A 21256-nucleotide genomic window follows, 5' to 3' on the forward strand; every position below is an offset into this window, starting at 1 on the left:
GCGAGCGGACACGGAGTACAATGTCACGTTTCCCTGATCTTACCGCGTGTTGTCCAGAGCCGAAGAGGCCGGGCGGGCCCCGCGGAACGGCTCCGGCCCAGGCTGTGTTCGCGATCCGGGTGAGGTGCCGTGGGTACCGTCCGGCAACAGTCGGCCCGCCCGTCGGCCCTGCACCGAACGCGACGGCGGCAGCACCGGCAGCGGCGAGCCCGGAAGCCGTCGGCAGAGCGCGGTCTCCGCCACGACCTCTTCGGCCGCAGCTGGCCGGATTTCGGAGACGGGCACTCCCGCAGGGCCCGCGGTCAACGCGAAACCGAAGGCCTATGGCTGCACACGGCCGCCGTCCTCTCCGTCCGGCAACCCGCCGCCGGAGACGGGCGCCACCGTGCCAGGACTCTTTCAAGATCAGATATCCGCCCACCGGGCGTGACCCCGTTCGTCTACAAAGCCCCAGGGGGAAGACCATGCACCACACTCGCACCGTCGCGGCCGCTGCTCTGGCCGCCTTCTTCGCCGGCAGTTGTGCCCCGGCCACCAAGGCCGAGGAGCCCTCGAGCCGCACAACCGCCACCGCGGCCTGCACCGACGACGTGTTTGACATGCTCATACGCAATCTGAACGGCGACGATGACGGTGACAGCAGACCTCAGTCCTGTACCGACCTCACGGACGAACAGTGGAAGAAACTCATCAGCGAGCAGGCGGACAAGGCACTCGACGCCTCCACGGACCGGTCCGCTGCAGACGCGCCTTCCAGCGGCCGGGAACCGTCACAGTTTCCGCAGGTTGTCTTCAAGGTGTGGGGCAGCGCGGCATCCGGGGTGACCACCACCTACGGTTCCGACTCCAAGAACCTCGGCAGTACCGACCTGCCGATGACCAAAAAGGTCGAACTCGACCCGGATGCCGTGTATTACCAGGTCAGCGTCCAACTCGCGCACAGCGGAGGAGACATCCGCTGCTCCATCACCATCGACGGCCGGACAACTACCGACCATGCGAAAGGCAGCTACGAGGTCTGCTCAACCCAACTGAACAACCTCGGCAGCAACGGATGGAGATGAGATACCGCAGTTCGGCCGCGCCCGCGGTGGCAGGGCGTGCCCGGCCTCGGTGGTGTCACCGTCCGATCGGCCCGCTCCACGACTGGGCCACGCCGGTGACCTGAGCCGGGGCCGGCGGGGGAGACCGTCCTCTCGGCCCAACTGGTGAGCCTCCGAGGCGGGGCCGCTGCATATTCGGACGGCCCCCGCCTCGGATCGGCCATCATCGCTAGGATCCACCGGGCAGCAGGGAGATGGTCTGCCGGCTGGTGTAGAAGTCCAGGTCAGCCCGACCCTCTTCGTGGGGACCGTGGCCGGACCCCTCTGTTCCCCCGAGGGAAAGGGGGAAGTAGTCGACACCGGTCGTCGGTGCGTTCACACCGACCATGCTGGTCTCCAAGTGGTCGCTACCGTACAGAGCAGACTCCAGGTCGGTGGTGTGGAGTGAGGTGACCAGACCTTGCCGTCCCGCGTTGGCCAAGTGCACCGCCTGGTCGAGACCGTTCGCCTCCTGCAGCACGGCGATGGGGCCGAAGACAACGTCCTCGAGCAGCTCATGGCCGTCCGGCACCGCTTCGAGAAGCGTGGGGTTGACATACCACCCGCTTCGGGGGGCGGTATGCCCGTCGGCGCCTCCCGCGAGCAGACACGCGCCCGCAGCAAGAGCGCTCATCCGCATTTCCGCGACCCGGTGGCGGGCGGCAAGGGAGATGACCGGACCGCAGATCGTGGAAGCGGAGCCGGGGTCGGCTGCCGGCATGGCGCCAAGCCGTTCGGCCAGGGCGTCACGCAGTGGCTCACGCGCTGATCCGACGGCGATCACCTGGCTGGTCGCCGTGTATTTCTGCCCGGCGTACCCGGCGATGGCTGCCGCTATGTGCGCAGCGGCCTGGGGGATGTCCGCGTCTGGCAGAACTATCGCCGCATTCTGCCCGCCCATCTCCGCCTGCACCGGAGTATCACATGCGGTGGCCGTGCGTACCACGGCTTTGCCGACGGCGGTGGACCCGGTGAACGACACCACGTCGGCCAGGTGAACCAGGGCCTCGCCAACGCGCGGACCGCCCGGAACGACCTGCAGCAGGCCGTCGGGGAGCACATCTCTCAGGGCTTCGGCCAGGTGGAGCGCACATGCGGTGGCTTCCGGGGCCGGTTTGAGAATGACGGCGTTGCCGGCCGCGAGTGCCGGAGCTGCCTTCGAACTGGGAATGGCCAAGGGGAAGTTCCACGGCGTAATCAGCCCTGCCGTGCCGAGGGGGCGCCGCCGGGTCAGCAGCATCCCCGGGCCGGCCGAAGGCTCGTGCAGAGCGCCCGAGGGCTCATAGAGCACTCGGGAGTAGTACCGCCAGATCGACACAGTGTGAGCGAGTTCGGCGCGGGCTTCGGCGAGCGGCTTCCCGACTTCCCGGATCACCAGACCAGTCATCTCGTCTGCGGCACGCTCGATCGCGTCAGCAGCCTTGCACAGCGCCTCCGAGCGGGCGGCCACCCCGGCGCCGAGCCACTCCGCCTGGGCTTGTCGGGCGCGCTGCGCCGCCTGTATCACGGCTTCCTCTCCACAGCCGGGGAACTCTATGACGATGTCGGACGGGTCGGCGGGGTTGCGTGAGGTGAAAACTGCGGGATCCGCCGGGGTCGCCTGGGGGGTCACAGCAGGAAGCCTTCCGGGAAGGGGTCTGTCGGGTCGAGGAAGAACTGGGCGGTGCCGGTGACCCAGGCGCGCCCGGTGATGGCCGGTACGACGGCGGGCAGACCCGCGATTTCCGTCTCTTCGAGGAGCCGACCGGTGAAGGACGTACCGAGAAATGATTCGTTGATGAAGTCGCGGTGGAGCGGCAGTTCGCCGCGTGCGTGCATCTGGGCCATGCGCGCCGAAGTCCCGGTGCCGCAGGGTGAGCGGTCGAACCAGCCCGGGTGAATGACCATGGCATGCCGCGAGCGGACCGAGTCCGCGTTGGGTGCCAGCAGTTGCACGTGGTGGCATCCCTTGATGGCGGAGTCTTCCGGGTGAACGGGCTGGTCCACGGCGTTGATGGTCTTCATCACGGCCAGCCCGGCCCGGAGGATGTCGTCCTTGCGGGTCCGGTCGAAGGGGAGCCCGAGCTGCTCCAGCGGCAGGATCGCGTAGAAGTTGCCGCCGTAGGCGAGGTCATAGGTGATGGGGCCGTACCCGGGGACGTCGGCCGTCCGGTTCAGACCGGCACTGTATGAGGGCACGTTGCGCAGGGTCACTGCCCGCGCGGCGCCGTCCTCGACCCGCACCTCGGCGACGACCAGGCCTGCCGGGGTGTCGAGTCGCACTTCGGTCACCGGCTCGGTCACCGGCACCATACCCGTCTCCACCAGTACCGTGGCGACACCTATGGTGCCGTGGCCGCACATCGGCAGGCAGCCGGACACTTCGATGAAGAGCACACCCCAGTCGGCGTCCTGCCGGGTGGGGGGTTGCAGGATCGCCCCGCTCATCGCGGCATGCCCCCGCGGCTCATACATCAGCAGTGTCCGCAGGTGGTCAAGGTGCTGCAGGAAGTGGGTGCGGCGCTCGGCCATGGTGGATCCGGGGATCGTTCCGACTCCTCCGGTGACGACGCGGGTGGGCATGCCCTCGGTGTGGGAGTCGACGACGTGGATGATGCGGTGGCTGCGCACGGAGCTACTCCTTTTGTCAGCTCAGGCCCTCGGCGAGGAGCTTCTCCGTGACGGCGCGCACGGTGGCCCGGTCCTCGGATGACAACGGGGAACGCGGAGGGCGGCACAGGCCGCCGTGCAGGCCGGCGACGTCCATCGACAGCTTGACGGCTTGGACGAACTCAGGCTTGGAATCCCAGCGGAGCAGGGGGTGCATGGCCCGGTAAAGCGGCATGGCCATGTCCAGGTTCCCGGCCGCGGCAGCGTGGTAGAGGGTCACGCATGCCTCGGGCAGGGCGTTCGGAAAGCCCGCGATCCAGCCGACCGCTCCGGCGAGGGAGAGTTCGACCAGTACGTCGTCCGCGCCGATCAGCAGGTCCAGTCCCGGCGCCAGCTCAGCGATCTCGTAAGCCCGGCGGACGTCTCCGGTGAACTCCTTCACCGCGACGATGCTCTCTTCACCGTGGAGAGTCGCCAGCAGCCGCGGAGAGAGATCGGTGCGGGTGTCGTAGGGGTTGTTGTAGGCCACGACGGGGAGACCTGCCCTGGCCACCTCCGCGTAGTGTGCGCGCACGGCTACCTCGTCGGCCCGGTAGGCGTTGGGAGGAAGCAGCAGGACCGATCCGGCACCCGCCTCGGCGGCCTGTTCTGTCCAGCGGCGCGCCTCGGTGCTGCCGTACGCGGCGACGCCCGCCATGACGCGGGCACCGTCGCCTGCGGCTTCCACCGCGGTGGTCACGAGACGTGCGCGTTCCTCGTCGCTGAGAGTCTGGTACTCCCCCAGCGAGCCGTTCGGGACGACACCGTCGCAGCCGGAGTCGATCAGTTGCCGCACATGATCGGCGTACGCCTCGAAGTCGACCGAGAGGTCGGCACGCAGCGGGGTCGCCGTAGCGACCATGACGCCGCGCCAGGGGCGGGTGCGGCGTCGCTGAGAGATGGTCATAACTCACTCCAGATATGGGGCAACAGTCCTCGGCACCTCTCCGAGAAGGCGGTTGCTGGGCCCGTGAGGTCAGGTGGGCGGCTCGGAGGTACCGGTTGGTCGGATCACCGAGCGGGTCGGGATACGACAGGGCAGGCCGGCTTCGGTCCATCGGGCACTTCGCTACCTCCCGCAGCCGGGCAGCTCATGGTGGGACCGCACAGACGGCCCCGCGCCGGCTCATGCCCGCGTGCGTGAGCAGTTCGGCCCGGCATGCGCTGCCTCCTGCGCGCAATCGCGCCCAGCGATGCCCGCCATGCAACGTCCACCATCCGCTCCGCGAGGACCTCAGTAATATGTCACATGTTTCATCGTCGGCCAAGGATCCACCGGGTCAAAGCGGTGCCGGGCGGGCAGCGGCGCGCCGAGGGCCGCTGCCCGCCCGGTTCACCGGGCAGGAGTTGTCGTCTTCTCCCGCGCTCTCCGTGCGAGGCTCAGTACTCGGACTTGACCGTCACCCCTCCGAAGTCGTCAACGGCGGCGACACTGATGTAGTTGTAGCCCGCCGGGGGGTTGGTAACGGTCAGCGTCTCGCTGTTGCCGGGGCCGGTGGACTTGCTGCTGTAACTGGTGGTCGTGGCCCAGGTGCTGTTGCTGTAGTAGAGGTCGCCGTTGCCCGTGCCCCCCGAAGATGTGATCTTGAGCTGCTGGGTGCCCGCCGGGACGTAGATGTACAGATAGGCGTAGTTGCCCGCAGTCGCCGACAGGTTGCTGCGCTTGCAGTTCCGGTCGAGCTGGCGGGTGTCGCTGCCGGTGCACTCGGGGACGGTGCTGCCCCCGCCGACGGCAATACTCTGCGTGGCGGTGTTCGGAGCGCCCTTGTCGTCGGTGACCGTGAGCTTGACCGTGTAGGTGCCGGCCGACGTGTAGGTCTTCGACGGGTTGGTGGCGGTCGATGTGGTGCCGTCACCGAAGTTCCACGACCGCGAGGCGATGGTGCCGTCCGAGTCGGTGGACTTGTCGGTGAAGGAGGCCGTCATGCCGCTGACGGCGACGCTGAAGGCGGCTGTCGGGGCCTGGTTCCCCGGCGGGTTCGTGCTGCCACCACAGTCGCCGGCCGCACACGCAGACAGCCAGTTGTACCAGTCCGCGTCGTAGCGGGAGCCGATGCTGCTGGTCAGGTAGGTGCGTGCGGCATTCCAGTTACCGGTGCGGTAGTAGCCGAGGACGGTGTCCATCTCCGCGCGGTGGGACTGGAGCATGTACCGGACGGCGAGGTAGCCCCATCGGTATACGCGTGTCGTGTCGTGGCTATAGGTGGTGTCGAACAGGGTGCGGAGCGCGTAGGTGCGGCGGCCCGCCTCGTTGATGGCAGCGTCGTACCGCACGTTGCGGTAGGAGTAGGACACGTACTCGGCGAAGCCCTCGATCCACCAGATGGTGGGCGTCGAGACGTTCGAGGAGAAGTCGCCGTGCATGTTGAAGCGGCCATCGAGGTAATGCGTGTACTCGTGGTTGAGGTTCCAGATCTCGAATGTCGGCCTCAGCCATTCGGCTTCGTAGGCGATGAACCTCGGCTGGTTGCCCGCGGCGGAGGGGTTGCCCTCCAGGTACATGCCGCCGTTGTTGGTGTCGATGCCGTACATCGCCCCGGCGTAGGTCTGGTAGTCGGTGCTGGAGTCGAACGCCACCACTTCGAGAGTGGTGTTGCGGTCTCCGGCGACCGGACCGCTGTCCTTGGCGATGTTGTGGAAGAAGGCGTCCTGGCCGGCCAGGCTGCTGCAGGTGCTACTGAGCTGGCCCGCCGTCATTTCCTGCGCCTTGATGCGCAGGCTCGAGCTGCAGGTGTGGTTGATGGGGAGGACTTCTGCGGCCAGGCGCTGCTGCAGGTTGCAGGTGCCGTAGGAGGAGCAGTTGGCCTTGTCGTAGTAGTCCGTCATCTCCGCGACGCCGACCCACAGCGGCGCCGTCCTGCCAGTGATGGCGCTCTGGTTGAGCAGGCTCGTGGCGTACGGGCGGACCTTGGAGTGGAGTTCCGTGTGCTGCAGGAAGCGTCCGAGTTCGCGTCCCGCGTTGGAGGTGAGGTAGCCCTGGTCGGTGCCCAGCAGACCGGTATGCGAGGACCCGAAGGTGTACACCGTGTCGATCACGCTTGGGTCGGCCTTCACCGCGGTGACGAACGCGGGCACCTGGTGGCCCCGGAAGAGCACCGTATACACGTTGTTGACGGCGTTCAGCATCCACCAGGAGGCGTTGTAGGAGCTGTTGTAGTCGTTCAGCAGCCGCTTGACCACATACAGGTAGCGAGCGTTCTCCTCGGCGCTGTCGATCAGCGTGACGGCCTCGGCGAGGGTTTCCCCGTTGGCGTCGGTGACGTCCCTGGAGTGAGTGCTGGCGAAGAAGGCGTCGAGGCCCGACCGTATCGCTGTCTGAAGATTGGGCCCGTAGGTGCCCACGGTTGAGGCGTTGTACCAGTGTACGTAGTAGCCCGCCCGCAGGTACAGCACCAGCTGCGGCATCCCGGTGCTGCTGTTGCCCGGGTACGCGGATGAGCCGTCCCTGACCGCATAGGCGACGCTGGCCATCTGCGACTCGCGGAAGGCGTAGTAGGCGTCGCTGCCGGTCAGATTGAACAGCGTATTGATGCAGTCCGTGGTCGATGCCTTGATCTGCTGGACGAGCGCGGCGCCGGAACGGCTGGTGAAGTCACTGGTGCTGCACGCGGTCGCGGCGGAGGGTGAGAGCTTCCCCTCCTTCTCCTGCGCCGCCTTCATCGACGGGCTGACCCGCGGAGCCGGCGAGGCCGGATCGTCGTAGTCCCTCTTGAGCGCATCCTTCGTTGCGGGCAGGGGCGCGCGGTCCGCCGGCTTCAGCGGCGCCTTCCGGACGTGTTCGGCCTCCTCACGGTCCTGCGTGGCCGAAGAGGCCTGCGGCGGCGGGTCCTTTGGCGCCTTCTCGGATGTGGTCGCCGTTGCTGTTGCCGCCCGGCCGGGCGCGGAGAGCAGCCCGACCCCCAAGCACAGTGTCAGCACCAGGACGAGAATCCTGGCTACGTCCTGTCGCACCTGTTTCGTTCTCACGTGCCGCCTCCAGCGGTGGGTGAGGCCACGCCGGGGGCGTGGCCTGAGTGAGAGTTGTCCTGCGCGGTTCCGGGGCGGTCGCCCCGAGAGGTTTGGCATGAACACGCGCGTGCCATGCGACAGTACAATGGCACACGTCACATGTTTCTTGAAGACCTCGTACTGAGGAAAACGCCCCCAACTCACGGTGCCGCAACGGGACATGCGGCGGTCTTCCACGAGGAATCACGCACACGGGTCTGCTGCACGGATAGGTGACATCTGATCTGGCTTGCCTGTGGGCGGCCTGGAAGGATGTTGCTGTGCCTGCTCCCTATCCCGAAGAGTTCCGTGATGACGTCGTGCGTGTGGCCCGCAACCGCGGGAAGGGTGTGACCCTCGCCCAGATCGCGAAGGACTTCGGCGTCCATGAGATGACGCTGTCGAAGTGGCTGCGCCGGGCCGCCGTGGAAGACGGCGAGAAGCCCGGTGTCACCAGGTCGGAGTCGGCGGAGAACCGTGAACTGAAGAAGCGGGTACGACTGCTGGAGCAGGAGAACGAGGTCCTGCGCCGGGCTGCGGCGTATCTGTCGCAGGCTCATCTTCCGGGAAAAGGCTCTACCCGCTCGTGAGAGACCTCGCCGCCGACGGGATCCCTGTCGCGGTTGCGTGCCGGGTCCTGGGGCTTGCCCGCCAGCACTACTACCGGTGGCTTCGCCGGCCGGTGAGCGGGGCCGAGGTCACCGAGGCCTACCGCGCGAACACGCTGTTCGACGCCCACGGTGACGACCCGGAGTTCGGCTACCGGTTCCTCTTGGGCGAGGCCGAGACGGCCGGCGAGCGGATGTGTGAACGGACCGCGTGGCGGATCTGCCGGGACAACGCCTGGTGGTCGGTGTTCGGGAAGAAGCGGTCGAAGAACGGCAAGCGCCCCGGACCGCCGGTCCACGACGACCTCGTCCGCCGGGACTTCACCGCGAACGCGGTGAACGAGTTGTGGCTGACCGACATCACCGAGCACCCGACCGGTGAAGGAAAGCTGTATCTGTGCGCGGTCAAGGACGCCTGCTCCGGGAGGATCGTGGGCTACTCGATCGGCAGCCGGATGCAGGCGAGGCTCGCGGTCACTGCCCTGGACAACGCCGTTGCCCGCCGAGGTGTGGTGGCTGGCTGCGTCGTTCATTCCGATCGCGGATCGCAGTTCCGCTCACGCCGGTTCGTCCACGCTCTGCACCGTCATGGCCTGGTCGGATCGATGGGCAGAGTCGGCGCCGCCGGCGACAACGCAGCCATGGAATCCTTTTTCGCTCTCCTGCAGAACAACGTCCTCGACCGCCGCACCTGGACCACCCGCCAAGACCTGCGGATCGCGATCGTCACCTGGATCGAACGGACCTACCACCGACGCCGCCGACAGCCACGGCTGGGCCGATTGACCCCCATCGAGTTCGAGACCACCATGAGCCCCGCCACGACCCTCGCGGCATGAAACCCCACTGTCACCAAACCGTGCAGCAGACCCCACCGACCGGCATCCCTGACCGCTCGGGCCCCTGTGGTGGGCGCCCTACCGCGCCTGAGCTTCACCCGGCTTGGCGAGAGCAGGTCGGCAGGGGTGGGCGCTGCCGTGGAGGTCACCGGCGAGGCTCCATCACAAGCCGGGCATGCCTGACCCGGGCCGGGTGCCGCGTCGACGTGAGGCCGACAAGCCGCCGCTGCACGAGTTGCCGCGCACCCCGGAAGCCACGGCCGCTATGTCCGGAACCGCCCTACCGGCCGCCCCGGACAACAAGCGGCCCGTGACTGCGAGGCCCTGGCCCGTGGAAACGTCCCTCTCACTGCCAGGACGACGGGCTGCAAGCCGGTAACCGCCTTGAGTCCCGTGGCGCGGGCAACCTCTTCAAAGGCTCGCATCCCTGTATGTGTCCGGCGCCGCGGCAGGAGTTCGGTGTGCCGTTACCTGGACCGCGGCTCCAGCACGCCGTCGATGAGGCGGGTGACGCCCAGCGGGTTGCCGGCACGCAGTTCCTCGGGCAGGAGTGCATCGGGGAACGACTGGTAGCAGACGGGCCGGAGCCAGCGTTCGATCGCCAGGGTCCCGACACTGGTCGTACCGGGCGAGGACGTCGCGGGCCACGGACCACCGTGCACCATGGCGTGGCAGACCTCGACCCCCGTCGGCCAACCGCCCCACAGGATGCGCCCGGCTCGCTCTTCCAGCACCGGCAGGACCCGCTCGGCCGTCGCCAGGTCGGCGTCGGTCCCGTGCAGGGTGGCCGTCAACTGCCCCTCGATCTGTTCCAGCAGAGCAAGGAGCTCGTCGGCCCCGGACCACCGCACGACGAGTCCGGCGGCACCGAAGACCTCACCCGAGAGGTCCTCGTGGCTCGCGTACGTCGCCGCGTCGCATTCCAGGACCGCGGAGCTCGGCGCGTACGGGCTCTCACCGGGCACACCCTGTGCCACCACGGAGACACCGTCGACGGCCGCCCACCGCCCAGTCCCCCTGGTGTACGCCTCTGCGATCCCCGGGGTGATCATGACCTGTCCGGTCGTGCCGGCCACGGCCTGGGCCACGGCCGTGCAGAAGGCGTCACCTGCTGTGCCCGACGGCAGCAGCAGGAGACCGGGGTTCGTGCAGAACTGGCCTGACCCGTTGGTCAGTGACGACACGTACGCGGTGGCAAGCGGTGCGGGATCGGACAGGGCGCCGTCAAGGACGATCACAGGGTTGACCGCCGACATCTCGGCATGGACCGGGATGGGCACGGGTCGGGCGTTCGCGGCCTCGACCAGCGCGAGCCCTCCGCTCCGGGAACCGGTGAATCCGACGGCTGTAATCCGCGGATCGCGCACCAGCGCCTGGCCGACCTGGGTACCGCGGCCGACCAGCAACGAGAAGACACCGGCGGGCATGCCGGTGCGCTCGCCGGCAGCGGTGACGGCACGGGCGACGAGTTCGCATGTGCCCGGATGAGCCGGGTGCGCCTTGGCAATGACCGGGCAGCCGGCGGCGAGCGCGGAGGCCGTGTCACCGCCGGCGACGGAGAAGGCCAACGGGAAATTGCTCGCGCCGAACACGGCGACGGGACCGAGAGGGATCCTGCGCAGGCGCAGGTCCGCTCGAGGAAGTGGCTGACGCTCGGGGAGCGCGGGGTCGACACGGACTCCCAGCGCATCCCCGCTTCGGACGAGGTCGGCGAACATGCGCAACTGGCCGCAGGTGCGTCCGCGTTCGCCGGCCAGGCGGTCCAGCGGCAGCCCGGACTCGCTGGCCGCGAGCCGCAGGAGGGTGTCGCCGAGTGCCTCGATCTCCTCCGCGCAGGCGTCGAGGAAGGCAGCCCGCCGATGCACGGGCAGGGCACGGTAGTCGCGCGCGGCCGAGGAGGCCGCCTGGGCTGCCTGCCCAACCTGGTCCGGCGAGGCGTCCCGCAACCGGGGTCCCTGCGGCTCAGCCGTGGCGGCCACAATGCTCCGCCACGTTTCTCCCGTCCCGGGAACGTCCCGGCCGGCCACGATTGAGCTTCCCGTCAGGTTCACAGTTCTCCATCCCTCGCCCGTGCAGGACAAAAGTCATATCGGTGTGGTCGTTGTCTCAGCTCGCTCCGACGTATAGCCTAGGCAATAACATGTGACATTGCACAGAGGAGAGCCGATGACCCTGAAGGTCCTCGTCGTGGGCGCGGGTGTCGTCGGCGCCGCCTGCGCCTTCCACGCCAGCTTGGCGGGCCTCGATGTCACGATCATCGACCGCGGCCCCGTCGGCGCCGGGACGACAAGTCGCGGAGAGGGCAACATCCTCCTCTCCGACAAGGAACCGGGGCCCGAACTCGAGCTGGCCCACCTGAGCCGTGCGCTCTGGGACGAGGCCGGCGAGGAACTCGGGGCGGACTCTCTCGAGTTCGAGTCCAAGGGCGGCCTGGTCGTCGCGAGCACGGACGAAGGTCTCCCGGCGCTCCGCGCATTCGCCGAGCGGCAGGCGGCGGCCGGCGTCCTTATCGAGCCGGTCGATCGCGTACACGACCTCGAACCCCACCTCTCACCTGGGATCCCCGGCGGGGTCCATTACCCGCAGGATGCCCAAGTGCAGCCTGTTCTCGCAGCGGCCGCACTGCTGCGCGCCGCCGTGGCGCGTGGCGCGCGCTTCCATACGGGCGAGGTCGCCGCCGCAGTGACCGACCGGGACAGCAGGGTCACCGGCATCCGGACGACGGCCGGAGACGTCCTGCCCGCCGACGCCGTCGTCAATGCTGCTGGGACGTGGGGCGGTGAGGTCGGCCGCCGACTGGGTGCGCCCATCGAGGTGCTGCCACGCCGGGGCTTCGTCCTCGTGACCGAACCGCTGCCACCGATGGTCCGGCACAAGGTCTACTCGGCCGACTACGTCGCCAACGTCGCCTCGTCCGACGCCGGACTGGAGACCTCGTGCGTCGTCGAGGGCACGCGGGGCGGCACGATCCTCATCGGTGCCAGCCGGGAACGCGTCGGCTTCGACACGACGATGAATCCCGTCGTGGTCCCCAAACTTGCCGCGCAGGCGTGCCGGTTGTTCCCCTTCCTGAGTGAGGTCCACGTGATCCGCGCCTACCGCGGGTTCCGGCCGTACTGCCCGGATCACCTGCCGGTCATCGGTCCCGACCCGCGGGTCCCGGGGGTTGTCCATGCATGCGGTCACGAGGGCGCGGGCATCGGTCTCGCCCCCGCAACGGGTGCGCTCGTGACCGCCCACCTGCTGGGCCGTCCCTGGCACGGCGCCGATCCGGCAGCGCACGCCGGCCTTCTGCCCGACCGCTTCTTCACCTCCGGAGGTGGGTCAGAGTGAGCGAGATCATCGTCGATGGAAGGCCACTGGCGTTCATCGAGGGACAGACCGTTGCCGCAGCCCTCGTGGCCGCGGGCCGGGTCGCCTGGCGCACCACCCGCATCGGGCACCGCCCGCGCGGCGTGTTCTGCGGGATCGGCGTCTGCTTCGACTGCCTGGTGACGATTGACGGAGCCGGTGGGCAGCGTGCCTGTCTGGTACCGGCGCGTCCGGGCATGACCGTCACGACCGGGGAGGGTGACGATGAGTGAATCAGCGGATCTCATTGTTGTGGGTGCGGGTCCGGCCGGTATGGCCGCGGCGGTCACGGCTCTGGCCGGCGGGCTGCGCGTCATCCTCGTCGACTCGGGCACCGCCGTCGGAGGTCAGTTCTGGCGGCATCCGCCCGAGCACGCGCGGTCGGCGATCCGGACAGAAGATCTCCACCACAAACTGCGGGATTACCATGCGCTCTCCCGTGCGCTGTCGGCAGGCCGGGCGAAGGGCCGGCTTGGACTGCGCCTGGCGCACCACGTGTGGTCCGCCGTCCGCGAGGGCGACGGATTCGCGGTCCGCGCGGTCGACCGGCGCGAGGTGCCCGAGGAGACCGCCGTGGTTCTGCGCGCACCGAGGTTGCTCGTGGCCACCGGGGCCTACGACCGGCAACTGCCGTTCCCCGGGTGGGACCTGCCGGGTGTACTCACCGTCGGCGGCCTCCAGGCGCTGCTCAAGGGCGGCGGAGTCGCGGCCGGGAGCCGCGTGGCGCTGGGCGGCACCGGCCCGTTCCTGCTGCCGGTGGCCGCAGGCCTCGCGAAACGCGGAGTCGAGGTGGTCGCGGTGTGCGAGGCGGCCCACCCGCTGGCGTGGCTGCGGCACCCGGGTCCGCTTCTGGGCAACCCGGGCAAGTGGGTTGAGGGTGCCCGGTACGCCGCGGCCCTTGCGCGCCACGGCATCCGGGTCCGACCGCGCACGGCGATTGTCGGCGCCGAAGGGGGCGACCGGGTGACCTCGGTCCGGATCGCCTCACTGGCGCACGACGGCAGTCCGCGCCCGGGCACGGAACGACGGGTCGAGGTCGATGCCGTCGGCGTCGGCTGGGGTTTCACACCTCAGCTCGACCTGCTCCTCCCCCTCGGCTGTGAGCTCACGGGTTCCGAGGACGGCAACGCGGTCGTCGCGGTCGACGACGGGCAGCGCACCACCGTCCCCGGACTCTATGCCGCGGGTGAGGCGTGCGGTGTGGGCGGCGCCCCCCTTGCGGTGGGTGAGGGGCGCCTTGCCGCCGAGTCGGTTCTCGCCGATTCCGGAGCGGCTCCCGTGCTGGGGAAGAAGCGTCTGGCCAGGGTGCGCGCCACGGTGGCCAGGCAACGTGCCTTCGCGCGGGCGATGAGCCTTGCTCACCCGATCCCGCCGGCATGGTCCTCGTGGCTGACCGACGAGACCGTGGTGTGCCGGTGCGAGGAGGTGACCGCGGGCGCGGTCCGGGCCGCCTGCACCGGCAGCGGGGCAAGTGATCACCGGCAGGTCAAGCAGCTGACCCGGGCCGGTATGGGCTGGTGCCAGGGGCGGATGTGCGGACCGGCGGTCCACTGCCTCGCATCACAGGAGCGGGCCTACGTGCCCGCGGAACGACTCGTCGCGACGCCCGTCACCCTCGGTGCGCTCGGCGACTTCGAAAAATATAGTGAAAACCGATAAAGGAGCATTCATGAGCGAGACTCGCAAGCCCTGGCACGGCGTCATCGTCGCGACGAGCCTGCCGTTCAACGACGACCTCACGGTGGACTTCGGCGCCTACGGGGAGAGCGTCTCCTGGCTCGCCGAGCAGGGGCTGCACGGTGTCGCGCCGAGCGGTTCGCTGGGCGAGTACCAGACCCTGACGTACGAGGAGCGCGACCGCGTCGTCGAAGCGGCCGTTGCGAACGCCCCCGAGGGGTTCACCGTGATGCCGGGCGTCGGCGCCTATGGCGGTGGTGAGGCCCAGCGGCATGCCCAGTTCGCCAAGGACGCAGGCTGCCAGGCCGTCATGTGCCTGCCGCCCAACGCCTACCGCGCCGACGACCGCGCGGTCCTCGAGCACTTCGAGTTGGTGGCCTCGGTCGGCCTTCCCGTCACCGCGTACAACAACCCCGTCGACACCAAGGTCGACCTGCGCCCGGAGCTGCTGGCCAAGTTGCACGCCGAGGGTTTCATCGTCGGCGTCAAGGAGTTCTCCGGTGATGTCCGGCGGTGCTACGAGATCTCCGAACTCGCACCCGGCCTCGACCTCATGATCGGCACCGACGACACCGTCCTGGAGGTCGGCATAGCCGGCGCCAAGGGCTGGGTTGCCGGTTACCCTCAGGTCTTCCCCCAGGCCTGTCTCGCGCTGTACAACGCCTCGGTCACCGGTGACCTCGAGACGGCTCTGCCGCTCTACCGTCAGCTGCACCCGGTTCTGCGGTGGGACAGCAAGACGGAGTTCATCCAGGCCATCAAGCTCGGCCAGGAGATGATCGGCCGACGCGGTGGCGCGTGCCGCCCGCCGCGGCAGGCACTCAGCCCGGAGACGGAGGCCGTCGTGCGCGGCGCCACCCAGGCCCTCATCGACGCCGGAGTCAACTGACGATGCGCTCGACTGTCTGTTACCACGCTGTCGACTCACACACTGAGGGGATGCCGACCCGTGTGATCACGGGTGGCGTCGGCGTCATCCCCGGGGCGACCATGTTCGAGCGGCGGCAGCGGTTCGTAGCAGAACGGGAGGACCTGCGCACCCTGCTCATGTACGAACCGCGCGGGCACGCGTCGATGTCCGGGGCCATCTTGCAGCCCCCGACCCGGCCGGACGCCGACTTCGGCGTGCTCTACATCGAGGTCTCCGGATGCCTGCCCATGTGCGGGCACGGGACCATCGGCGTCGCGACGGTCCTCGTCGAGACGGGGATGGTCGAGGTCGCAGAGCCGGAGACCCTGGTCCGTCTCGACACACCGGCGGGGCTGGTCACGGCCCGGGTGCGGGTCCGTGACGGCCACGCCGAGTCGGTGACCCTGGAGAATGTCGCATCGTACTGCCACGCTCTCGACCAGGTGGTGGATGTCGAGGGGTACGGGCCGGTGCGGTACGACATCGCCTACGGCGGCAACTTCTACGCCATCGTCCGGCTGGAGGATCTCGGCATTCCCTTCGACCGGGCGGAGAAGCAGCGGCTGCTCGATGCCGGACTGTCCATCATGAAGGCGATCAACACCCAGAACCCGGTCGCCCACCCGGAGAATCCCCAGATCAACGTGTGCCACCACGTCTATCTTGAAGCCCCCGGATCGACTGCTGAGCACTCGCGGCACGCCATGGCGATTCACCCGGGTTGGTTCGACCGGTCTCCCTGTGGCACGGGTACCAGCGCCCGGATGGCGCAGCTGCACGCACGAAGGCAGTTGCTGGTCGGCCAGGAGTTCGTCAACGAGTCGTTCATCGGATCCCGGTTCGTCGGCCAGGTTCTCGGCGAGACGACGGTCGGGGGCCGGCCAGGCATCCTGCCATCCGTTACGGGACGCGCGTGGATCACCGGAACCGCGCAGTACATGCTCGACCCGTCCGACCCCTACCCGGCCGGTTTCACACTCTGAGTGAACTCGTATGCCGCCCACGCGGCATACGAGACGGCCAAAAGTCACGCGTCTATCACAAGTGTCGACAAAGCTCGCACCTCAGGGCGTCGACAGCTATCGTTTGTGCAATGTCACACATCACAGCATGTGTGCATGGCATCGGCCCAGGCGGAGTTACGCGCCCACCCCAGCGAAACTCTCAGCCCAAAACACCCGCCTCCATCTGTGCAATGTCACACATTACAGAGGCGTGGCGTTCCGCAGCAGATCCACGCGCCACCACAAGTGCCGGCGCCTTCCCTTCCACGGCCCCAAGACAGCCTCTGTGCAATGCCGCACATCGCATGCACCTGCGTGGCATTGCCGCAGCCGGGGAGCAACCTCGGCCAACGGACGGTCCGCCCCCCGGCGGATCACGCGAGATGGAGTAAGGCATGACCCTCATTCGTCGCGGCACCATGGCGGCGGCCGCCATGGCACTCGGGCTCACCATCACTGCATGTGGCGGCAGTCTCACCCAGGATAATTCCGGAGGCGACAGTTCCGGCACCATCAAGCTCGGCATGCTCACGCCGCTGACCGGCAGCTCGGCCGCCATCGGCCCCTACATGAAGGATGGAGCCCAGCTCGCAGTCGACGAGATCAACGCCAAGGGCGGGGTCGACGGCCGCAAGCTCTCGCTCACCGTCGAGGACGAGGCATGCGACCCGAAGACGGCCGCCGCCGGCGCCGCCAAACTCGTCAGTGCCGGCATCGACATCTCGGTCGGTGGCTACTGTTCCTCGGCGACTCTGCCGACGCTGAGCATCTTCGGCAAGGCCCACATCCCCATGCTCATCCCGGCCGCCAACTCCGCAGACCTGGTCTCCCAGAAGCAGCAGAACGTCTTCCTGCTCAACGGCACGGGCATCCAGCAGGCGGAAGCCGCGTCGAAGTTCATCAAGGCGGCGGGCAGCAAGGGCGTCGCCCTGGTAGATGACAACACCTCGTACTCCACCGACATCACCAAGCGGACCGAAGAGGGTCTGAAGCAGTCCGGCGTTGAGGTCGTCAACCACCAGTCGGTCACCGCGGGCGAGTCGGACTACTCCGGTGCCATCAACGCGGTACTGGACTCAAAGGCGGACTTCATCTACTGGACGGGGTACTACCAGGAGGGCGGCCTGCTTATCAAGCAGCTCAAGGCCGCGGGTTACAAGGGCGAGATCATGGTTGCGGACGGTTCGGTCGACGCCAAACTGATCCAGATCGCCGGGCAGAAGAACGCGCAGGGCGTATTCGCGACGATGACTCAGACGCCGCAGACCATTCCCGGTGGCGAGGCCTGGGTCGCCAAGTACAAGGAAAAGTTCGGCTCCGAGCCCGGTCCCTACTCAACGCAGGCATACGACGCGGTGCGCGTCGCCGCGGAGGCGGTCAGGAAGGCCGGCTCCACCGACGGCCAGGCCGTCACCAGCGCGCTCGAACAGATCGACGGCCTTGAGATCTTCTCCGGCCCGCTGAAGTTCACGGCCCAGCACACGCTGAGCGCCGGCGGCTTCGACATCCTCGTTGTCAGAGACGACAACTTCGTCCTGAATAAGTGACGTCGGCCGGGTGGCCGGCCAACACCGGCCGGCCACCCGCGCGTCGCTGCTTCCCTTCACGCACCGGGAATCTTGCATGGACCACTTCGCCCAACTCGTGCTCAGCGGCCTGTTCGTCGGCTCGTTCTACGCCCTGGTCGCACTCGGCTACTCGATGGTCTACGGGATCATCAAACTGCTCAACTTCGCTCACGGGGACATCTACATGCTCGGAGCGTTCGCCGGCTTCACCGTGCTCAGCGTCGGTGCCGGTGCGCTCGGCGGTGGATTCTTCGCGCTCATCACCATCATGATCGTCGCGATGATCGCTACCGGTACCTTCGGCATGGTCCTGGAGCGGACGGCCTACCGCCCGCTGCGGAGCGCGCCCCGGCTGTCCGTCCTCATCACCGCTGTCGGCGCGAGTTTCGCGCTCGAGTACGGCATCGCAGTTGCCTTCGGCCCGACCCCGGAGGTGTACCAGATCGGCATCCACGGTGGCACGCTGGACCTCGCAGGCGCGCGCATGACCTATGCGCAGCTGGCGATGATGGCGATCGCGGTCGTGCTCATGATCGCCCTCGACACCCTGGTCCGGAAGACCCGTTCGGGCCGTGCGATGCGGGCAATCTCGCAGGACCCCAAGGCCTGTCTGCTCATGGGGATCAACGTCGACCGGGTCATCTCGCGGACCTTCTTTCTCGGGTCGGCGCTGGCCGGCGCCGCGGGCGTCATGGCCGGCGCGTACTACGGGAAGATCGACTTCCTGATGGGTTTCATCATCGGGCTCAAGGCATTCACCGCGGCGGTCATCGGCGGCATCGGGAACCTGCGCGGAGCCGTTCTCGGCGCGGTCGTACTCGGCCTGCTGGAGTCGTTCGGGGTCGCGTACCTCGGCAGCGAGTGGCGTGACGTCTTCGCGTTCGGTTTCCTCATCCTCTTCCTGACCGTGCGCCCGACAGGGCTGCTCGGCGAGCGTGTCACGGAGCGTGTGTGATGAACGACGAGTCGACCCTGCGCGCCGGCGAGGAGGCCTCGGCCTACGTCAACGCCGTGGAGGAGCGCGGGCCTGCGAACATCGCGCTCGCGGGCAAGGGAGTCGGGACGCCGAAGGCGAGCCGTGCGGCCATCGCTCAGGCGGCGTCGGGCGTGCTGGCGAGCAAGTGGCTCGGCCTCGGCGTGGCCGTTGCCGCGGTGGCACTGCCATACCTCAACTCCAGCACCTACACCATCCAGCTCGCCACGGACGCGCTCATCTTCGTGATGCTCGCGGTCGGGCTGAACATCGTGGTCGGCTACTGCGGGCTGCTCGACCTCGGGTACGCCGCGTTCTTCGCAGTCGGCGCGTACACCTCGGGCCTCCTGGCGACAGGCTTCGGTTGGCCGGTGATCGCGACCATCCCCGTGGTCGTGCTCGCCGCGATCATCAGCGGACTCCTCATCGGCGGTCCGACGCTTCGACTGCGCAGCGACTACCTGGCCATCGTCACCCTCGGTTTCGGGGAGATCATCCGCATCACGGCGAACAACCTCGACTTCACCGGCGGACCGAACGGCTTGTACGGCATCCCCGACTTCGGCGATTTCGGCCTGCGTGCCGACATCGCCCTCTACTGGGTCACCGCGGTCGTGGTCTGTGTCGCGGTGCTGTTCTCGAGCCGGCTCGGGCGCGGCCGGATCGGCCGGGCGTGGCGGTTCGTCCGCGAGGACGAGGACGCCGCCGAGGCCATGGGCATCCACACCTACAAGGTCAAGTTCGCGGCCTACATCGCCGGCGCGGTCTTCGGCGGCATCGCGGGCGTGTTGTTTGCGGCACATCAGACAGCGATCTCTCCGCCGAGCTTCAACTTCCTGTGGTCGGCGCTCATTCTGATGGCCGTCGTCCTCGGTGGTATGGGGTCCACGCCGGGTGTCGTGATCGGGGCTCTCGCGATCTCGCTGTTGCCCGAGCTGCTGCGCGGCGCGGAGAACTGGCGTTATCTCATCTTCGGTCTGCTGCTGATCGTCTTCATGATCTTCCGCCCGCAGGGACTGCTGCCGGCCCGTAGCGGCGAGCCGAGGCGGCACGGGCGCCGAGCCCAGGGAGGTGCGTCGTGAGCAGGGTGCTCCTCGACGTGAAGGACATGGCGGTCTCGTTCGGCGGAGTACGTGCCGTCGACGGCCTGAGGTTCTCCGTCCACGAAGGCGAGGTGCTCTCGGTCATCGGTCCGAACGGTGCCGGCAAGACGAGTGCCTTCAACTGCATCACGGGCTTCTACCGGCCTTCGGCGGGCTCGGTGACGTTCGGCGGGACCGACATCACGGGGAAGCGGCCGGCTGTGATCGCCGCGAGCGGGATCGCGCGGACGTTCCAGAACCTCCGGCTGTTCGGCGACCTGACGGTGCTGGACAACGTGCGGGCCGGCATGCACGTCCGTATCAAGCAGAATTTTCTCGACGCGATGCTGCACACACCGCGCTACTGGCGTGGCGAGGACGCGGCCACCGCCGAGGCGCACAAGTGGCTGGACTTCGTCGGGATGGAATACGACCGGACCGCGCAGATCCGCAACCTCCCGTACGGCGAGCAGCGGCGCGTCGAGATCGCCCGAGCCCTGGCCCGTGAGCCCCGGATGCTTCTGCTCGACGAGCCGGCGGCCGGACTCAATCACGGGGAGAAGGCACAACTGCTCGATCTCATGCGGCGCATCGCCCGCCTCGGGATCGCGGTGGTCCTGATCGAGCACGACATGGGCCTGGTCATGGAGGTGTCCGAACGGATCGTCGTCCTGAGCTACGGCAAGGAGATCGCCGAGGGCACGCCGGCGGCGATCAGGAGGAACCCGGCGGTCATCGAGGCATACCTCGGTGCGGAGGACGAGGAGGCGCACGCGGAGGCAGAGCGTATCGCGGCCGAAGGGGGTCCGGGTGGCACGGCGGAGGTGGAGTGGTGAAGACAATCCTTGACATCAAGGGCCTTGAGGTCGCCTACGGCAAGGTGGAAGCCCTCAGGGGACTCGACCTCACCGTCGGCGAGAACGAGATCGTCGCGCTGCTGGGGAACAACGGCGCCGGCAAGTCCACGACGGTCTCAACGATATCCGGCGTGGTGCGGTCCCGGGCCGGGACCGTCACGGCGTACGGAGAAGACATCACGGCGGCAACTCCCTGGTCTGTCGTCGAGCGCGGAATCGTGCACGTGCCCGAGGGCCGGCGGATCTTCTCACGGCTGACAGTGCATGAGAACCTTCAGCTCGGCGGCTACACCGTGCGCGACAGCTTGTCGATCGACAAACGGATAGATCAGGTCTACGAACTGTTCCCGCGCATGGCCGAGCGCCGGAACCAGCAGGGTGGCACCCTCTCCGGCGGTGAGCAGCAGATGCTGGCGATCGGCCGGGCGATGGTCGCCGGGCCCCGGCTGATCATGCTGGACGAGCCGTCGATGGGGCTGGCCCCGCTGGTCGTGGCTCACGTCATGGACGCCATCGTGTCGATCAATCGGGCAGGCACGTCGGTTCTGCTCATCGAGCAGAATGCACGGGCCGCCCTCAAGATCGCCCACCGCGGTTATGTCATCGACTCCGGCCGCGTGACGGTGACCGGGCCGGCCGCCGAGCTGCGCGCCGACCCACAGGTCGTCGAGGCCTACCTTGGAGCGTGAG

Annotated in this window: 17 protein-coding genes; 12 read left to right on the forward strand and 5 right to left on the reverse strand. The window is 68.1% G+C overall.

The genetic code is table 11. From position 1 onward, the window contains the following. Window positions 1–464 precede the first annotated feature (464 nt). Window positions 465–1064, forward strand: a complete 600-nt coding sequence (locus SXIN_RS31910) for a hypothetical protein (protein ID WP_019710700.1) — start codon at window positions 465–467, stop codon at window positions 1062–1064. Between the two features lie 208 nt (window positions 1065–1272). Here the strand turns inward: SXIN_RS31910 and SXIN_RS04055 are convergent, their stop codons facing one another. From SXIN_RS04055 to SXIN_RS04070, 4 genes are all read right to left on the reverse strand, one after another. Further along, window positions 1273–2694, reverse strand: coding sequence for an aldehyde dehydrogenase family protein (locus SXIN_RS04055; protein WP_019710701.1), 1422 nt, complete (start codon window positions 2692–2694; stop codon window positions 1273–1275). After that, window positions 2691–3692, reverse strand: coding sequence for a proline racemase family protein (locus tag SXIN_RS04060; protein WP_019710702.1), 1002 nt, complete (start codon window positions 3690–3692; stop codon window positions 2691–2693). The genes SXIN_RS04055 and SXIN_RS04060 overlap by 4 nt, the downstream gene beginning before the upstream one ends. Window positions 3693–3708: 16 nt before the next feature. Beyond that, window positions 3709–4617 (reverse strand): dihydrodipicolinate synthase family protein, encoded by a 909-nt coding sequence (locus SXIN_RS04065; RefSeq protein WP_019710703.1) that lies wholly within the window; start codon window positions 4615–4617, stop codon window positions 3709–3711. A gap of 473 nt (window positions 4618–5090) precedes the next feature. Beyond that, on the reverse strand, window positions 5091–7676 hold the full coding sequence (locus SXIN_RS04070) for a collagenase (protein ID WP_050931022.1): 2586 nt from the start codon (window positions 7674–7676) through the stop codon (window positions 5091–5093). 302 nt (window positions 7677–7978) lie between these two features. Between SXIN_RS04070 and SXIN_RS04075 the strand changes: the two genes are divergently transcribed. Next, window positions 7979–9144, forward strand: a protein-coding gene (locus tag SXIN_RS04075) for an IS3 family transposase (RefSeq protein ID WP_420341036.1) whose coding sequence is annotated in 2 segments (ribosomal slippage) — window positions 7979–8263 and window positions 8266–9144 — 1164 coding nt in all. Because the reading frame shifts where the segments join, the coding sequence is not laid out codon by codon here. A 467-nt stretch (window positions 9145–9611) separates the two neighbouring features. Here the strand turns inward: SXIN_RS04075 and SXIN_RS04080 are convergent. Further along, window positions 9612–11195, reverse strand: a complete 1584-nt coding sequence (locus tag SXIN_RS04080) for an aldehyde dehydrogenase family protein (RefSeq protein ID WP_039823042.1) — start codon at window positions 11193–11195, stop codon at window positions 9612–9614. Between the two features lie 115 nt (window positions 11196–11310). Here SXIN_RS04080 and SXIN_RS04085 point away from each other — a divergent pair, with 115 nt between their 5' ends. From SXIN_RS04085 to SXIN_RS04130, 10 genes are all read left to right on the forward strand, one after another. Continuing rightward, a complete protein-coding gene (locus tag SXIN_RS04085) occupies window positions 11311–12477 on the forward strand; it encodes an NAD(P)/FAD-dependent oxidoreductase (RefSeq protein ID WP_019710708.1) in 1167 nt (388 codons plus the stop codon). Then, on the forward strand, window positions 12474–12728 hold the full coding sequence (locus SXIN_RS04090) for a (2Fe-2S)-binding protein (protein WP_019710709.1): 255 nt from the start codon (window positions 12474–12476) through the stop codon (window positions 12726–12728). Before SXIN_RS04085 ends, SXIN_RS04090 begins: the two co-directional genes overlap by 4 nt. Further along, a complete protein-coding gene (locus SXIN_RS04095; RefSeq protein WP_039823045.1) occupies window positions 12721–14154 on the forward strand; it encodes an NAD(P)/FAD-dependent oxidoreductase in 1434 nt (477 codons plus the stop codon). Before SXIN_RS04090 ends, SXIN_RS04095 begins: the two co-directional genes overlap by 8 nt. 10 nt (window positions 14155–14164) lie before the next feature. Continuing rightward, the gene (locus SXIN_RS04100; RefSeq protein ID WP_019710711.1) at window positions 14165–15061 is read left to right on the forward strand and encodes a dihydrodipicolinate synthase family protein; all 897 of its coding nucleotides are present in this window, start codon (window positions 14165–14167) and stop codon (window positions 15059–15061) included. A 2-nt stretch (window positions 15062–15063) separates the two neighbouring features. After that, window positions 15064–16065 carry a proline racemase family protein gene (locus SXIN_RS04105; protein ID WP_039823048.1) on the forward strand — a complete coding sequence of 334 codons (1002 nt, stop codon included), beginning with the start codon at window positions 15064–15066 and terminating at the stop codon, window positions 16063–16065. 416 nt (window positions 16066–16481) lie between these two features. Continuing rightward, entirely contained in the window at window positions 16482–17633 is a 1152-nt protein-coding gene (locus tag SXIN_RS04110) for a branched-chain amino acid ABC transporter substrate-binding protein (protein WP_019710713.1), read from the forward strand. A 76-nt stretch (window positions 17634–17709) separates the two neighbouring features. Beyond that, the gene (locus SXIN_RS04115; RefSeq protein ID WP_019710714.1) at window positions 17710–18609 is read left to right on the forward strand and encodes a branched-chain amino acid ABC transporter permease; all 900 of its coding nucleotides are present in this window, start codon (window positions 17710–17712) and stop codon (window positions 18607–18609) included. Then, window positions 18609–19709, forward strand: a complete 1101-nt coding sequence (locus tag SXIN_RS04120; protein ID WP_019710715.1) for a branched-chain amino acid ABC transporter permease — start codon at window positions 18609–18611, stop codon at window positions 19707–19709. Before SXIN_RS04115 ends, SXIN_RS04120 begins: the two co-directional genes overlap by 1 nt. After that, window positions 19706–20545, forward strand: coding sequence for an ABC transporter ATP-binding protein (locus SXIN_RS04125; RefSeq protein WP_019710716.1), 840 nt, complete (start codon window positions 19706–19708; stop codon window positions 20543–20545). The genes SXIN_RS04120 and SXIN_RS04125 overlap by 4 nt, the downstream gene beginning before the upstream one ends. Beyond that, window positions 20539–21255: an ATP-binding cassette domain-containing protein gene (locus SXIN_RS04130; protein ID WP_019710717.1), complete on the forward strand. Its 717-nt coding sequence runs from the start codon at window positions 20539–20541 to the stop codon at window positions 21253–21255. The genes SXIN_RS04125 and SXIN_RS04130 overlap by 7 nt, the downstream gene beginning before the upstream one ends. The last annotated feature ends 1 nt before the right edge of the window (window position 21256 follow it).

The sequence above is a fragment of the Streptomyces xinghaiensis S187 genome (assembly GCF_000220705.2).
In the GTDB taxonomy this organism is placed as follows: domain Bacteria; phylum Actinomycetota; class Actinomycetes; order Streptomycetales; family Streptomycetaceae; genus Streptomyces; species Streptomyces xinghaiensis.